Raw genomic sequence first — 15,769 nt, 5'->3', positions numbered from 1 at the left:
GAAGCATCCAGCAAGAGGTAAAATGAAAAACGCTTTATTTTCCATTTATTACATAGGAATACGATTCGAGCGTAATTGCTTATTTGAGGTTTTCAGCATTTAACCCTTCAAGCTCTGGAATGACGAAAACGCCATCTTTGCGAATAAGTACATCATCAAAATAAATTTCGCCACCGCCGTATTCTGGGCGTTGAATAAGTACGAGATCCCAATGAACAGCGGAACGGTTGCCATTATCCGTCTCTTCATAGGCTTGACCTGGCGTAAAGTGCAAACTGCCGGCAATTTTCTCATCAAACAAAATATCATTCATGGGATGCAAAATATGCGGATTAAATCCGATTGCAAACTCACCAATATAGCGAGCGCCTTCATCCATGTCTAAAATTTCGTTCAAACGAACATTGTCATTGCTTTCTGCTTTTACGATTTTGCCGTTTTCAAATGTCAGTGAAATATTTTGGAACGTAACGCCAGAATAGACGCTAGGCGCATTGTAAGTAATCGTACCTTGCACCGAATCGCGAACCGGAGCTGAGAACACTTCTCCATCGGGAATATTTCGGTGGCCAGAACATTTTTTCGCTCCGATATTCTTAATCGAGAAGCTTAAATCCGTGCCTGGCGATACAATCCGCACACGATCTGTTTCACTCATCAGCTTCTGAAGCGGGTTCATCGCTGCGTCCATTTTGGCATAATCCAAGTTACATACATCAAAATAGAAGTCTTCGAAATCTTCCGTACTCATATTGGCCAGCTGAGCCATGGATGGGCTAGGATAACGCAAAACGACCCATTTTGTTTTTTTAACGCGCTGTTCGGAGTGCACTGGATTTCTATAAATTTGATCGTATAGGCGCATGTTCGCATCAGGAATTCCAGCAAATTCATTCACATTGTCTCCTGAGCGTACAGCGATATATCCTTGCATATTTTTCATCCGCTCCAAATCAAGCGACGACCAAAGCTCCATTTGCTCCTTCGTAGCATGCTTCAGCAAAGTACGAAGAACAGAACGATCACTCGATTCTACAAACGGCCTTCCGCCCCGCCTTGCAACCTCTTCTATTAAACACTTGGTTAGCTCGCGTTCTGAACCAACCATGTCAATTAGCACATTCTCCCCTGCTTGAACATCGATAGAATATTCGACTAAATTTCGCGCTAGCTTTTGCAATCTTGGATCACGCATGTAAAATTCCTCTCCTTCTAACTTTCGATCATAAACTAATCCATCGTAACACGTTTATGCATCTGCTGAACAGTGTTGCTCAACGCACCGTTAAAGGATTGAAACCTTACTGTCGTGTATCTTGATTCAGAAAATGGACGTTTGTTATAGGTGTACTGAAAGGATGTTTTCTCTTCCATCTTCAGCGGAAGCAGCTTCGTGCGGTCGATAACGAGCTCATACTCCGTGGCCGCCTGCATGGTCGAAAGCATGGCATCAAGCTGGCTGCGCGATCGTGCCAATTCCTCCATCCATTCTTGGTGAAAAGGCTTATCTTTGGAAGGCATGTTTGCTCCAAGCTGATCTAGCTGCTGCCGCAAACGCTGTTCCCATTTCTCCTTTGAATCCTTTGCATTCTCAGTAATCAACAGCGTTACGGTTTTCTCATCGTTGCTGCCGTTTACGATCCGAACCTCATCATTGGACTGATTCAACGTCTCAAGCACCTTTACTGGATTCCAATGCATCGTTTCCTGACTATTCGTCTGCAATGTCAACTGCTGATGATCCACGACCTTGCCTTCGAACACTTCCGGTTTAAAAGCTAGACCACCGTCTGTCTTTATGCTCATCGACCCTGTAAAATCATATTGATCCGTTGCGGCAAGCCCCGAATAAGACAAAGACAGCCATTCCTCAGGTGAACGATGTTTACCCACATTTCCGCATCCGGCAATCGAGAGCATGAATACAAGCGTGACCACAATTACGCTAATTGCTTTCTCTTTTTTCATATGCTTACCTCCCGTCCAACATGTTCTATAGTAGCGTCCCTAACCTGCAAGCTCATTATTCCAAATAGGAACAAAAAAAAGGATGCTGCAATCAGCATCCTTCTCTTTATAATGTTCATGATTTTAGTTTTGACCAACAATGATGCAATTTCTTCCATTATGCTTAGCTTCATAAAGTGCCATATCTGCACGATAAAATAAAGACTCAACGCTAATTTTCTCATCCTCAAACTTCCATTCGGATACGCCGCAGGATACGGTTACGACAGGATCCGTTTCCATCTCCACATGTACCCGTATTCGTTCGGCGATGCGGTACGCTTGCTCAGCCCGAATGCCTGGCAAGTAAATCGCGAGCTCTTCACCGCCCCAGCGCGCGGCAATATCTCCTTGCCTGATCGATCCTCTAATAATATTGCTCACCTGTATGAGTATACGATCACCAACTTGATGTCCATACGTATCATTGATGCGTTTAAACAAATCGATATCTACAAGAATAAGTGAGCCGAATGGATCTTTGCGCTGACGGTTTTGAATTTGTTCATTTAAATAGTGGCGAGCATGCAAGCCAGTTAAGTTATCAGTTATAACCATCCGGCGCACTTCAGCGTGCAATGAAGCATTCGTTACAGCAAGTCCAATGTGCGTGCTCATCACTTGAAGTAATTTATAATTATCGTAGGAGAAGAAATTTGGCGCTTTGTGTGTAATCAAAATAACACCAACGACCTCTCCATCAACCATTATGGGTGAGGCGATAAGCGATCTTGAACCAGTATTATCCATTAGCTTGGACGTTACAACACGAGTATGCCAGTAATCGGATATGATCATTGGCTCCTTGGTTCGATAAACCATTCCGCAGAACCCGTAATCGGGCAAAAACTGCTCGCTCGTCAGGGATGGAAAATTACTGGACATGACGATGAATTGATTTTTTTCTTTGTTAAGCTGCAAAACACAGCAATAATCCGCATCAAATATCGTTAAAAGCTCAGTGGTAGCAAATTGAAAAATTTCTTTGAGCCTAAGCGACTGGTTTAATCGTTTCGTAAGCTCATTAATTAGTCGCAGCTCATTAATAAGCAGATTAGATTGCTCATACAGCTTCGCATTCTCGAAGGCTGATCCCGCAGTATCCGCCAGCTGCAGGAAGGCAGGCAAGTCTGCTTCATCCCATTTGCCTGGACCTATATACAAACAAAGCACACCATACGCGGCTTGTTTGCCGTTCATTGGAACAGCCAGCCTAAGCGTACCATCTCTGTCATGCTCCGTAACCGATTTGCCATTCAAAAAAGCCTTGGTGACAAGATCATGCTCCAAGTTTTTGAAAACAAGCGGCTTTACACGCGGATCACCGTTTAAGTGGTCCTGTGACAAATACAAATGAACTTCCGAGTTTGGATAAAGCTGTTCCAGGCTGCTAAGCAATTCCGATAGCACCGATGCAACATCGATTTGATCATAAAGCCGTTTGGCTGCTTGAAACAATGAATCTCTTCTACTTGCTTCCTGCTCAGCCCGCTGCTGCTGCAAAAGCAAATCCTTTACATAAAGCTGTTCAAACTTATGGTAAAAGCAGCTGCGAAAATGCAATGAGCACATTTGAAGCTGCGCGATGTCCTTCTGATGACCAATTGGAGACACATAAGCAAGAATACAAAAAACAGCACCATCGCCTCGCCTATGAATAGGCACTGCTGCTGTAAATAGATCATCTGCTTCATTATGGCAAGATAAACCGCTGCTTATAACGCTTTGGACAACCTTTGCAAGCGCAGCATCGCGTTTCTCGCAAGCCTCAGCGTCATAAAGACCTTCAGATGAGATCTCTTCCGCTTCATTATTGAATATCACAAATTCACCAGCCTCAAATGAGGCTAATCCTGATGTTTCACTTACCCACTGATTGAAACTGTCTTGGAACAATGGTGATAGCAAGGGCTTGTCCGCATCGCTAATATCTTCGCTGATGAACCAAATCGGTTGTGACTCTGCTGATGTATCCACAATTGTTGATGTTTTACGATATGCAAAATTGCTATTCATTCGATCAACCATGCAGCCCCAACCCTTCCATCTGTCAACCAAGGTGATGAGCTTCCTATTTTCACTTAATATTACAATCATCATACTCCATTTTTGAGAAATTTGCACTACTATGTATTTAAAATATAGGTCTTTCGATGTGTTTCAAACATCATTAAATTTCCTTAGTGAACCTTGACAACAGCTATCTATTTCATATATTATTTATTGATGAATAGATGGGCGTACGGTTTTGTGTCACCCTCATGAAATACGTTCACTATAGGCCAGCGGCTGACTAGCCTATCAGGGACGAGCTTGCTCGAACATTGAACGTATTCGGCGAAACACAACCCCATTCACAAATTTATTTGATGAAGGAGTTAATATTACGTATGTCACGTTATACAGGACCTAAATTTAAACTAAGCCGTCGCCTTGGAATCTCTTTGAGCGGAACGGGTAAAGAACTTGCAAAACGCGCTTTTCCACCAGGTCAACACGGCCCTAACCAACGCAGAAAAATGAGCGGTTACGGCGTTCAATTGCAAGAGAAACAAAAGCTTCGTCACATGTACGGTTTGAACGAAAAACAATTCCGCAACTTGTTTGACAAAGCGGCAAAAATGAAAGGTAAAGCCGGTGAAAACTTCATGGGCCTCCTTGAAAGCCGTCTTGACAACCTCGTTTACCGTCTTGGCCTTTCCAACTCCCGTGCAGGAGCTCGTCAGTTGGTATCACATGGTCACGTAACTGTAAACGGCAAGAAAGTGGATATCGCTTCTTACAGCGTTTCTCTTGGCGATGTAATCGGTTTGCGCGAGCGCAGCCGCAGCCTTAGAACAATTAAAGAAGCTATGGAAGGTCGTCATCACCTTCCGAACTACTTGGAGTTCAACGATCAAGCAATGGAAGGTAAATTCCTTCGTCTGCCTGACCGCGGTGAGCTTTCCCAAGATATCGACGAGAAACAAATCGTCGAATTCTACAGCCGTTAATAAACAAAAAAACCTTGAACCATTTGGTTCAAGGTTTTTTTCTGTTTACACTGCCTTACTTTATTGTTCAGGAAGCTTAATTACAGCAGGAGCAGCAATATCAACCGGCTTGCTAGGCACTGCAGGTAGATTACCGCCTCTATTCGTTAGTCCTTTAATGATTGCATTCACGTCGATTCCCGATACGCTCTTCAGCATCTCCGGAGCAGTAGACATTAATGAAGTCACATAATTGCTTATACGAGCCGCCCCTTCGCCATTCCCTGTATCAACGACAGTAAGCTTATCAATGTTGCCGATAGGATCGGCAATTTTGCCAGCCAGCTCAGGAAGCATTTTTACGATAATATCAAGGATTGCAGCTTCTCCAAATTTCTCAAAAGCTTCAGCTAGCTTTTCTTTCGCTTCCGCTTCTGCTAAACCGCGAAGACGAATAACGTCTGCCTCCGCTGTACCTTTCGCTCTCTCTGCTTCTGCAACAGCTAAACCATCCAAACGTTTCTGGGTAGCATGTGCCTTGGCTTCCGCTTCAATACGGTATTGCAGAGCATCAGCTTCATTAAGAAGCTTCGCCTTGTTCGCTTCCGCCGCTTGTACAACTGCGTAACGGTCTGCATCGGCTTTTTTCTTCACTTCTGCATCATACTGCTTCTCACGACGCAATATTTCTTTTCCTTCCAGATCGATCTCACGTTCTTTACGTACGAGTTCAACCTTCATTTGCTCTTCGACTACGTTTTGCTTAGCACGTGCTTCATGAATCGAATAAGCCTGATCCGCTTCTGCTCTTGCTGTATCTTGATCACGTTTAAATGTCGCGACCTTCATTTCCTTTTCTTTCTCTGCTTCCGCAATGTTGGTATCGCGCACTAGCTCAGCCTTTTGACCGGCCTCAGCAGCGAGTGCTTTCTGAATTCTAGCATCCCGAATCGCTTCAGCTTCCGCAATCTCAGCATCTCTTTTGACTGCAGCAATTCGCGGTTTACCTAGCGCGTCCAAATATCCATGTTTATCGCGCAAATCCTTGATCGTGAAGGAAACGATTTGAAGACCCATCTTCTTCAAATCCTTAGCTGCAACCCCTTGCACCTCTTGCGCAAATTTATCGCGGTTGCGATATACCTCTTCAACTGTCATTGAGCCAAGAATTGCGCGCAAATGTCCTTCCAATACTTCCTGCGCTTCACCCTTGAGCGCTTCGGTAGGCTTGCCTAGAAACTGCTCTGCCGCCGTCGCCACATCTTCAACCGCACCGCCAATTTTAATGATCGCTACACCGTCTGCCATGACTGGTACGCCTTGCTCTGTGTATACCTCCGGCGTCGATACATCCAGCTTATGGGACAATAGCGATAGAAACTCAGCCTTCTGGAATATCGGCAGAATAAACGCGCCTCCGCCTCTAATGATTTTCACTTTACGCCCAGATTCATCCGTGCTCGCATTTCGGGAGCCTAGAAATGATCCCGTTACGAGCATCGCTTCGTCTGGACTAACTGTTTTGTAGCGCGCCCAGAAGGCAAGACCTAATATAACAAAAACGCCAACTACAATAGCTGGTATAACATAAATATCTTCCATTGAATTTCCCCCTTATGCTGCTTTAATTAAGATAGATTTACTTCCGATACATACAAAGTGCTGTCCCTTACCTCAACAACGACAACCTTGGAGCCGCTTGTAATTTCAACGCCTTCAAAGCTAGCTGCAATTTGATTCGTAAATCCAGCTCCCACCTTAACCATCACTTCACCATAGCCCTTCGCAGAAATGGGGACCAGCACCTCCCCGAGCTTACCCGACAAATCATTAAGCGAAAAAGCGATCGAATTCTCGCTTTGCTCCATCGGCTTAATGTAGAGAAAGAAAACAGCTACTGCAGCTGTAAGTGCGATGAATAAGGCAATCACCACGATGGCTGTTGAACTAAAGGCAGTGTAGCGTCCGAGTAGGATCCCTGCTCCGCCAAAAGTGGTTATCCCGCCTACTAGCGCAGTCGGCGACAGCCATGAATGACCATCTAAGGATAAAAAATCGAGTGCTCCATCGAGTGCTTGCCCGATCAAATCCCCAAAAATAATACTTACGAGCGCATAAAGGATTCCTCCGACTAGACAAGACATAAATAGCGTCTCCAACTCTCTCCTCCTCCCTTAGTATCCATAACCTGTTAATGCTTCCGTTATTTAATACGTTGAAAACGCTCTTTTGTTTCTAAAAAAATAGAACTTGTTGAATTTTATCATTTCAACAAGCTCTATTATTCCAATTATGTTAATTTAATTTTTATAAATTTACGTTTTCCAACTTGAAGCACGTCGCCATCCTTAGGAGAAATATCCGTATTAATATCAGTTATCTTCTCTTCATTTAGACGAACAGCTCCTTGCTGAACACTTCTTCTCGCTTCACTGCTCGTTGGCAGCAATTCAAGCATAGTGAGCAGCTTCACGATGCGAATTTGGCCATCTTCCAATTGTTCCGCAGCAATCGATACCTCTTCGATATCATCAGGTAGCGCACGTTGTTGAAATACGGTAATAAAATGATTTTCTGACGCTTTCGCTGCCTCTTCGCCATGGTACATTCGTACAAATGTCGCTGCAAGCTGCATCTTCGCATCACGTGGATGTACAGATCCATCTGCCAGTCCAGCTTTCAATGCCGCAAGCTCCTCGTTGCTTAAATCGGTAGCAAGCTCGTAATATTTGAGCATAAGCTCATCGGGAATCGACATCGATTTGCCGTAGATTTGGTTTGGCTCTTCATCTATACCGATGTAATTGCCCAAGCTTTTGCTCATTTTATTTACGCCGTCCAACCCTTCGATCAAAGGAGTCGTAATTACGATTTGACCCGGTTTATTGTATTCCTTCTGCAAGGTTCTGCCCATTAATAGGTTAAATGTCTGATCCGTGCCTCCTAGCTCCACATCGGAATCAAGAGCTATGGAATCGTATCCCTGCATCAGCGGGTAGAAAAACTCATGAATGCTGATCGGCAAGCCGCTCGTGTACCGCTTTGTGAAATCATCACGCTCCATCATGCGTGCAACCGTTACTTTCCCTGCTAGATTTACAACATCCGCAAAGTTAAGCGGTGCAAGCCATTCCGAGTTGTAGTAGAGCTTTGTTTGCTGTGGATCTAATATTTTGTAAATTTGTTTTTGGTATGTTTCCGCATTCCGCTTCACATCTTCTTCCGTCAATTGCTTCCTCGTTTCCGATTTGCCCGTTGGATCACCAATTCTGCCTGTAAAATCACCGATAATCAGCTGTATCTGATGACCGAGTTCCTGAAATTGACGAAGCTTGTGAAGAACAACCGTATGGCCGATATGAATGTCTGGCGCTGAAGGATCAAGTCCTAGCTTTACATTTAATGGCTTTCCTGTTGCGACAGCATTCGCTATTTTATTTTTCAAATCATCCTCAGGTACAATCTCCACAACACCGCGGCGAATGACAGCCAGCTGACGTTCGACCTCACTTTTCTGCTCGCCACTTAAACTTTCCCACTTCACCATAGAACTTTTCCTCCTTTGTATGCGTCTATATAGACATAAAAAATCCTTCCAGCCCCAAGGGACGAGAAGGATTAGCTCGCGGTACCACCCTCGTTAGAGTACTCCTGCCTTTTTTCACATAAAAAAGAGGTACTCTCACTTCGTTGTTGATAACGGAGACGGGCTCCGAAGTGAACTACTACGGCTGATTCGACTGCCCACAGGCTTTTTTGCCAAAATGTGTAGAGGATTGTCAGTATACGGTTCCTTCACTTAGCTCCAGGCGGTAATTCAACAAGCGGCGCATACCGGTTTCCACCACCCACCGGCTCTCTGAAAGTACGATTCGCTGTCTACTCATGCCCTTCAAAGCATTGATTAGATAAAACATTATTGAATTTATACCATAGCCATGCTGTGAAGTCAATGCAAGGAAAGAATGCGTTACTTTAGCGATTTATGTTATAATAGGTGTGCTATTTGGAGGAGGAGTCATAGAAATGCAAGAAGATCGTCAACCTGCGCCAAACAAAAGAAGCAAATGGCGTACATTTGGAATCGTAACTTTTATAACAGCTAAATGGATGGTATATTTCGGAATTTTCATCGGATTGCTTGCCGGTGGAGCAGTAACTGGTTATGTGGCCGCGCTTGTGAAAGACGAAACCGTAAGACCTCGATCTGTTATTGTAGAGAAAATCGGCGAAAATGCCATCACTGGATTTGTTTACTTCAATGATGATTCACTTGTCGGACAGCTAAGAACGTCAGAGGACCGAATGATTATTACATATGATGATTTACCGCCGCAGGTTATTACTGCCGTACTTGGCATTGAGGACAATAACTTTTTGGAGCATCACGGCGTAGACATTAACGGCCTTGGACGTGCAGTAAAGCAAAAGCTTCTAAATGAAGATACGCAAACGGGCGGAAGTACGCTTACTCAGCAGCTTGCGCGACGTGTATTTCTAAGTTTGGACAAAACAGATAGCCGTAAAATTAAAGAAATATTTTTATCGCTGCGCATGGAACGTTATTTAACGAAAGAAGAAATTTTAGCAGCTTATTTGAATAAGGTTCCGTTCGGAAATGGATCCAGCGGCTACAATTTGTTCGGCATTAAAGCAGCTGCCAAAGGGATATTTGATATTTCGGATCTAAACCAGCTGAATATCGCGCAGTCTGCCTATTTGGCAGGTCTACCGCAAAGGCCTTCTGCCTATACAGCGTTCACAGGTAAAGGTCAATTCAATGAGGCGGGCTTTGAACTCGCGCTAGGACGTCAAAAAACAGTTTTGAAGCGAATGTTCGAGACTGGGCGGATTTCTCAGCAAGAGTACGACGAAGCTTCCAAATTCGATATTAGGAAAACGCTGGCTAAGCCAAAAGAAAAAGCCTATACAACCTATCCTTATCTCATGCTTGAAGCAGAACGTCAAGCAGCGGAAATTATGCTCATGGCGCAGGATTCTACTTTAACAAAAGCAGACCTTCGCAAAAAAGAAAATGCTCCGCTTATTGAGGAAGCTCGCGATCATTTGCTGCGCGGCGGCTACCATGTCTATACAACTATCGACAAGGATGTCTACCAGCTCATGCGTGAGATTGGCACCAATGATGAGAATTTCACGCCATACAGCGAGAAAAAAGGGCTGGAGCAGATTGCTGCGATCATGCTCGATCACAAAACTGGCGCTATCGTGGGAATGCTTGAAGGCCGAGACTTCTATGAGGAGCAATTAAACTATGCCACTCAGATGACAAGGCAGCCAGGCTCAACGATGAAAACATTGGCGGCTTACCTTCCAGCTATTGAAATGGGGATCATTCAGCCCGCGAGCATAATTGACGATGCTCCAATTGTCCTGAAAGATGGCCAGAAGGGTTTCCATATCCCAATGAACGTAAACCGTAAGTTCGCTGGTCTAGTAACGGCGCGTGAGGCATTAAACCGTTCCTTGAACTTGCCTGCTCTGAAAATTTTCAATGAGGAAGTCAAAATTGAAAATGCGTGGGAGTTCGTTAAAAAGCTAGGCATTACAACGCTGCAGCCGCAAGATGCTTATGCACAAACCGGTGTAATTGGCGGTCTAAGCATCGGCGTATCGGTTGAAGAGCTTACGAATGCATACGGCTCGATTCCGAACAAAGGCGTTTTCAATGATGCTTATATGATTCAAAAAATTACAGATGCAAACGGAAAAATTGTATATGAACACAAGCAGGAACCAAAACGAGTGTTCTCGGAGCAGAGTGCCTTCTTGATGACAGATATGCTGTCGACTGTTATTTCAAGCAAGAGCGGTTCTGCTAACAAATTGAAATCACAATTCGATAAGTACGGTGAAATTCCTATTGCTGGTAAAACAGGCTCTACACAAAGCTACGGTGACGTGTGGTTTATGGGCTTCTCGCCAGATATTACGCTAGGCGTGTGGGCCGGTTATGAGGAACAGGTCAACTCCCTATCCGAGGTCGGCAAAACGCGTGCTCGTTCCATCTGGGCACTCATTATGAATAAGATGGCCGAGAAGAAGCCGGAAGTTTTTGTAACCAAAGAATTTGAACGTCCATCCGGCATTGTCAAAGCTACGGTGTCAAGCGCTAGCGGCTTGCTTCCAAGTCAATTAACGAAACAAGCAGGCATGCTTGTTACTGACTGGTTTAACAAGAAGGATATACCTAAGAAAACAGATGACGCGCTCGTGAAGATGGCTTATATTTCCTTCAATGGCGTTAACTATGTTCCGAACCCAGCTACTCCTAGCGATATGATTAAGGAACAAATCGTTATTAAACGTAAAAAACCACTGGATGTTCTTATGGATGAAATTAAGGCAGCACAGCAGAAACTTCCGGCTAGCAGTCGTCGTCCACTTGATATTTACCTTCCAGCTGATGCAGAAAACAACGCGCCGTCTAAACCAGACCCTCGCGTTGATGATGGAGCAGCTCCACCGCCTCCGGCAAGCGTTAAGCTGCAATCGTCGGATGGCGTGCTTATATTGACATTTAATAATAGTACTGCTGCTGATGTCGTTGGTTACCGCGTGTACCGTTCGGTTAATCAAGGGCCTTATGAGAAGCAAGGGGAATCCATTGTTGTCGGTGCAGACAAACGTATGAAGGTTTATGCATCCAATGCTCAAAACTACACTTATTACGTAACAGCGGTTGATGTAGTCGGCAAAGAGTCAGCACCTAGTCAAATAGTACAATATGGCAACACACCGAGTACCCCATCGCCGACAACAGGTGGAGACAACTCAAGCGGAAATGGAAGTGGAAATGGTTCTGGCACAACAACAGCACCTTCCACACCAACTGGCTTGCAGGCTGCGAAAACAGATCTAAGCGTACGATTAACTTGGGCGGCTAACAGTGTGTCAGACCAAGTAACGCAATACAATATTTATTACAGTGCAAACAACGATGGTCAATATTCCAAGATCGGATCGACCTTGGAAACAAGCTTTGAGTATGTTGCACCGCTTATCACAGGTTCCTTCTATATAACCTCTGAAAACGCGAAAGGCGAGTCATCACCATCCTCCAAGCAAACGATCAGCTAGAGGTAAACGAAATAGGCAGCAGCCTCTCACGAGGCTGCTGCCTTTTCTTTTGGGAACTTACTATTTAGAAAATGAATATAAGAGCAGCATTCTATGTTTATCAAATGACATAAGATGAATCCGTTTCAAACAAACGGCTTATTTGCTCATAATCTTCTCTGGATAGACGCCATTTGGTTGCAGCCGTATTTTCCTCCAGCTGCTTAACCGTCTTCGCACCAGCGATCACACTCGTTATTTCCTGCTTATACAATAACCAGTTGATAGCTACCTGGCTTAATGGTTTCTCGATGGCTCTAGCAATTCCAGTAAAGGTTTCGATGATGACAATGTTTTTTATAAATTGTTTATCCGAAAATAATGGATTAAGCTGCGCGCGAACATCCGTTTTGGGCAGCCTTGTCAAATAATTAAATTTCCCCGTCAACAATCCCTGGGCTAGCGGACTATAAGGAATAAAACCGATTTTTTGTTGCTTCGCATAGGGTAACGCTGCATGTTCAACATCGCGTTGGAACAAATTATAGGGCAGCTGCAAAGATACAATATTGCTAACGGATTGCGCTGCAACTAATTGCTGAACGTTAAAGTTTGAAACGCCGATATTCCTAATTTTTCCTTCAACGACGAGTTGATTTAACGTTTCAAACGTCTCTTCAATCGGTGTTTTGCCGCTGGGATCGGGAAAATGTACTTGATACAAATCAATATAGTCCGTATTTAATCGCCGCAGGCTCTCCTCTACCTCACGAATTATATTTGCTTTGGATACATTTATACTAAACTGCCCTTGATCGTTCCAGATGAGGCCAGCTTTTGTTGCGATAATGACATGCTCCCTTACGGGCTGCAGCACTTTACCAAGCACTTTCTCGGAATGTCCCAGCCCATAGGATGGAGCGGTGTCATAGAAGGTGATCCCCTGTTCATACGCACGACGAATGACAGCCTCAATCTCGTTATCATCGACTTCTCCCCAGCCTGCTTTCCCAGCAGCCCAAGCTCCGAACCCGATAACGGATGGATAAAGCTCGCTATTGCCTAATTTTCTCTTATCCAACAAGCGAACCTCCTTTACTTAATTATTCCTACCTGATTACTTGGAACTAACATAATTATAATTGTGTCTGCATGAAAGTCAACCCATTTTTTTCAAAATGAACCAGCTGCTTAACTACCGCTCGACAATTATGACTTGACAACTGTTTTCCATCTCCTTATGATAAAAAGCATTCATTATTGCGATAAAATTCCATATTCCCGATTAGGAAGGAAATAAAAACAATGACTAAAAAACGTATTGATCATGTTGGCGTTATGGTAAAAGATATTGATGCTTCTATTTCTTTTTATACTGAAATTATTGGCTTTGAACTTAAAGGAAGAACGCCTCATACGAATGGAATTATTGAGCTTGCCTTTCTTGGCTTTGGCGGTTCCGACGAAACCGAATTAGAATTAATTCAAGGCTATAATGACAACCTTCCAAGTGAAGGCAAGGTGCATCATTTTGCAGTGACAGTAACGGATGTCCATGCGGAATTTGAACGTTTAAAGCAGCTTGAAGTGACCTTCATCGATGAAGGCATCACTGTACTGCCGAACGGATACCAATACTTTTTTGTAAGCGGACCTGACGGTGAGCGAATCGAGTTATTTCAGCGGTAATGAATGCTCGAATAAAACACGAAAAAGAGGATGGCCCCTGATCTGATCAGGGGCCATCCTCTTTTTCGTGTTTTGATTAGTCTTCAATTGTGGACAAATCGCCCGTCGGCAGGTTCAGCTCCCACGCTTTCAGCACTCGACGCATAATTTTGCCGCTTCGTGTTTTGGGAAGCTTATCCTTAAACTCAATTTCTCTTGGTGCCGCATGGGCGGATAAGCCTACTTTTACGAATTGTGAAATCTCAAGCTTCAATTCGTCCGAGGCCACATAGCCTTCGCGGAGCGCAATAAAAGCTTTAATGATTTCTCCACGCATCGGATCTGGTTTGCCGATGACCCCCGCTTCTGCTACAGCCGGATGCTCAACCAGCTTGCTCTCAACCTCAAACGGGCCTACTCTCTCGCCTGCTGTATTGATTACATCATCGATACGGCCTTGGAACCAGAAGTAGCCATCTTCGTCCATATAGGCGGAATCTCCAGAGATATACCAGCCTTTAAGATAAAAATATTCCTCATACTTAGAAGGATTATTCCATACCTTGCGCATCATGGATGGCCAAGGCACATGTATTGCTAAATTGCCCATACGATATGGAGGCACCTCATTGCCGCTATCATCGATAATAGCAGCTTTCACGCCTGGCAACGGCTTGCCCATCGATCCTGGCTTAATATCCATACTTGGATAGTTGCAAATCAATTGGCCGCCTGTCTCCGTCATCCACCATGTATCATGAATGCGTTGGCCGTAAACCTTCATTCCCCATCTTACGACCTCTGGGTTAAGCGGTTCGCCTACGCTTAGAACATGCCGCAAGCTTGTAAGATCAAACTGCTGTGATATTTCGTCACCTGCACCCATTAACATACGGAATGCCGTAGGCGCGCTATACCATACCGTAACGCCGTATTTCTGAATGACGCTATACCAATCGCTTGGACTAAAGCGTCCGCCTCGTATGACGTTTGTAGTGCCGTTAAGCCACGGTGCAAAGATGCCATAAGAAGTGCCAGTAACCCAGCCTGGATCTGCAGTACACCAATATATATCATTTTCTTTCAAATCAAGTACTATTTGACCCGTATACATATGCTGAATCATGGCATTTTGTACATGGTAGACACCTTTTGGTTTGCCGGTTGAGCCGGAAGTATAATGCAAAATGAGACCATCCTCGCGCTCCAGCCATTCAATCTCAGCCTCGTCGGACGCTGCAGCCATCTCTTCTGCAAAATCAACAATGTTCTCTTCCTTCGCTAGATCCTTGCCGAATACGATTACATGCTTTAAATTCGGCAGCTCATCTCTCTTAATTCTTTTGAGAAGAGCAGGCGTTGTAATAATAGCTGTAGCTTCGCTATCCAAAAGTCTGTCCTTTACCGCTGTCTCCATGAATGCTTCGAATAGCGGACCAACAACCGCGCCGACCTTCAAAGCACCAAGTGCGCTAAAATAAAGCTCAGGCGTTCTCGGCATAAAGATGAAGACACGCTCGCCTTTGGAAATGCCAAGCTTGCGCAAGACGTTTGCAAAACGATTGGATTGTTTGCTCAGTTGTTCGAAGGTGTAGGATTCATCCCGTTCACTATCGCTATAGTAAAGGGCGATTTTATCGCCTTTTCCTTGCTCGACATGACGGTCAATGGCCTCATACGCCATATTTACTTTTCCAGTTGTGTACCAGCTAAATTGACTTTCGATTTGACTCCATTCAAAGGAATTAATCGCTTCTTCATAATTCGGTAAGTTCGAATTTTGCGCAGTCGCTGGAATTCGTTCTTGATGTAAGTTGATCATACTATCACTCTCCCATCAAATCTGTGTTTCTACTTTGTAAGAATACGCTTTCAAAACGAAGTCGTAACTTGAGGCAAACAAGCCGACAACAACTCGCGCATCCCATGATCTTAAACCGCCAAACTTATTATAACATAACCTTTTTCTATTCGACTACGCTTTTCATTTAGTAAAATGTTTGTTATAAAGAGTAATAGAGGATTGTGTTTAAGCAGCAATT

At 44.1% G+C, this 15,769-nt stretch carries 11 protein-coding genes and 1 other annotated feature; of the genes, 3 read left to right on the top strand and 8 right to left on the bottom strand.

Going from position 1 to position 15,769, the window contains the following annotated elements:
* Nucleotides 1–79 precede the first annotated feature (79 nt).
* From AC1DOV_RS13965 to AC1DOV_RS13955, 3 genes are all read right to left on the bottom strand, one after another.
* A complete protein-coding gene (locus AC1DOV_RS13965) occupies nt 80–1,195 on the bottom strand; it encodes an aminopeptidase (RefSeq protein ID WP_475448907.1) in 1,116 nt (371 codons plus the stop codon).
* 35 nt (nt 1,196–1,230) lie between these two features.
* On the bottom strand, nt 1,231–1,968 hold the full coding sequence (locus tag AC1DOV_RS13960; RefSeq protein ID WP_477550253.1) for a hypothetical protein: 738 nt from the start codon (nt 1,966–1,968) through the stop codon (nt 1,231–1,233).
* Nucleotides 1,969–2,091: 123 nt separating this feature from the next.
* On the bottom strand, nt 2,092–4,065 hold the full coding sequence (locus AC1DOV_RS13955; protein WP_477512356.1) for a sensor domain-containing diguanylate cyclase: 1,974 nt from the start codon (nt 4,063–4,065) through the stop codon (nt 2,092–2,094).
* Between the two features lie 332 nt (nt 4,066–4,397).
* Here AC1DOV_RS13955 and rpsD point away from each other — a divergent pair, with 332 nt between their 5' ends.
* A complete protein-coding gene (gene rpsD, locus AC1DOV_RS13950; RefSeq protein ID WP_054028044.1) occupies nt 4,398–5,000 on the top strand; it encodes a 30S ribosomal protein S4 in 603 nt (200 codons plus the stop codon).
* 60 nt (nt 5,001–5,060) lie between these two features.
* On the opposite strand, the gene AC1DOV_RS13945 is transcribed toward rpsD, so the two are convergent.
* From AC1DOV_RS13945 to tyrS, 3 genes are all read right to left on the bottom strand, one after another.
* Nucleotides 5,061–6,581 (bottom strand): flotillin family protein, encoded by a 1,521-nt coding sequence (locus AC1DOV_RS13945; protein ID WP_477512357.1) that lies wholly within the window; start codon nt 6,579–6,581, stop codon nt 5,061–5,063.
* 26 nt (nt 6,582–6,607) lie between these two features.
* A complete protein-coding gene (locus AC1DOV_RS13940) occupies nt 6,608–7,138 on the bottom strand; it encodes an NfeD family membrane protein (RefSeq protein ID WP_477512358.1) in 531 nt (176 codons plus the stop codon).
* A 131-nt stretch (nt 7,139–7,269) separates the two neighbouring features.
* Nucleotides 7,270–8,523, bottom strand: coding sequence for a tyrosine--tRNA ligase (gene tyrS, locus AC1DOV_RS13935; RefSeq protein ID WP_477550387.1), 1,254 nt, complete (start codon nt 8,521–8,523; stop codon nt 7,270–7,272).
* A gap of 57 nt (nt 8,524–8,580) precedes the next feature.
* Nucleotides 8,581–8,884 (bottom strand) — a binding site (T-box leader).
* A gap of 121 nt (nt 8,885–9,005) precedes the next feature.
* Between tyrS and AC1DOV_RS13930 the strand changes: the two genes are divergently transcribed.
* A complete protein-coding gene (locus AC1DOV_RS13930) occupies nt 9,006–12,080 on the top strand; it encodes a transglycosylase domain-containing protein (RefSeq protein WP_477550252.1) in 3,075 nt (1,024 codons plus the stop codon).
* Nucleotides 12,081–12,180: 100 nt separating this feature from the next.
* Here the strand turns inward: AC1DOV_RS13930 and AC1DOV_RS13925 are convergent, their stop codons facing one another.
* Nucleotides 12,181–13,140, bottom strand: a complete 960-nt coding sequence (locus AC1DOV_RS13925; protein ID WP_477512359.1) for an aldo/keto reductase — start codon at nt 13,138–13,140, stop codon at nt 12,181–12,183.
* A gap of 224 nt (nt 13,141–13,364) precedes the next feature.
* On the opposite strand from AC1DOV_RS13925, the gene AC1DOV_RS13920 reads away from it, so the two are divergent.
* Nucleotides 13,365–13,748 (top strand): VOC family protein, encoded by a 384-nt coding sequence (locus tag AC1DOV_RS13920; protein ID WP_477550251.1) that lies wholly within the window; start codon nt 13,365–13,367, stop codon nt 13,746–13,748.
* A 76-nt stretch (nt 13,749–13,824) separates the two neighbouring features.
* Here AC1DOV_RS13920 and acsA read toward each other — a convergent pair whose 3' ends face one another.
* The gene (gene acsA, locus AC1DOV_RS13915) at nt 13,825–15,549 is read right to left on the bottom strand and encodes an acetate--CoA ligase (RefSeq protein WP_477550250.1); all 1,725 of its coding nucleotides are present in this window, start codon (nt 15,547–15,549) and stop codon (nt 13,825–13,827) included.
* Nucleotides 15,550–15,769 lie beyond the last annotated feature (220 nt).

Source organism: Paenibacillus sp. 01T47 (assembly GCF_056398245.1).
This window is presented reverse-complemented; position numbering and strand designations above follow the sequence as displayed.

What these genes read in the sequence shown, in the direction of transcription:
- AC1DOV_RS13965 (WP_475448907.1), bottom strand. Translation starts at nt 1,195, where the DNA reads ATGCGTGATCCAAGATTGCAAAAGCTAGCGCGAAATTTAGTCGAATAT.
- AC1DOV_RS13960 (WP_477550253.1), bottom strand. Translation starts at nt 1,968, where the DNA reads ATGAAAAAAGAGAAAGCAATTAGCGTAATTGTGGTCACGCTTGTATTC.
- rpsD (WP_054028044.1), top strand. Translation starts at nt 4,398, where the DNA reads ATGTCACGTTATACAGGACCTAAATTTAAACTAAGCCGTCGCCTTGGA.
- AC1DOV_RS13945 (WP_477512357.1), bottom strand. Translation starts at nt 6,581, where the DNA reads ATGGAAGATATTTATGTTATACCAGCTATTGTAGTTGGCGTTTTTGTT.
- AC1DOV_RS13930 (WP_477550252.1), top strand. Translation starts at nt 9,006, where the DNA reads ATGCAAGAAGATCGTCAACCTGCGCCAAACAAAAGAAGCAAATGGCGT.
- AC1DOV_RS13920 (WP_477550251.1), top strand. Translation starts at nt 13,365, where the DNA reads ATGACTAAAAAACGTATTGATCATGTTGGCGTTATGGTAAAAGATATT.
- acsA (WP_477550250.1), bottom strand. Translation starts at nt 15,549, where the DNA reads ATGATCAACTTACATCAAGAACGAATTCCAGCGACTGCGCAAAATTCG.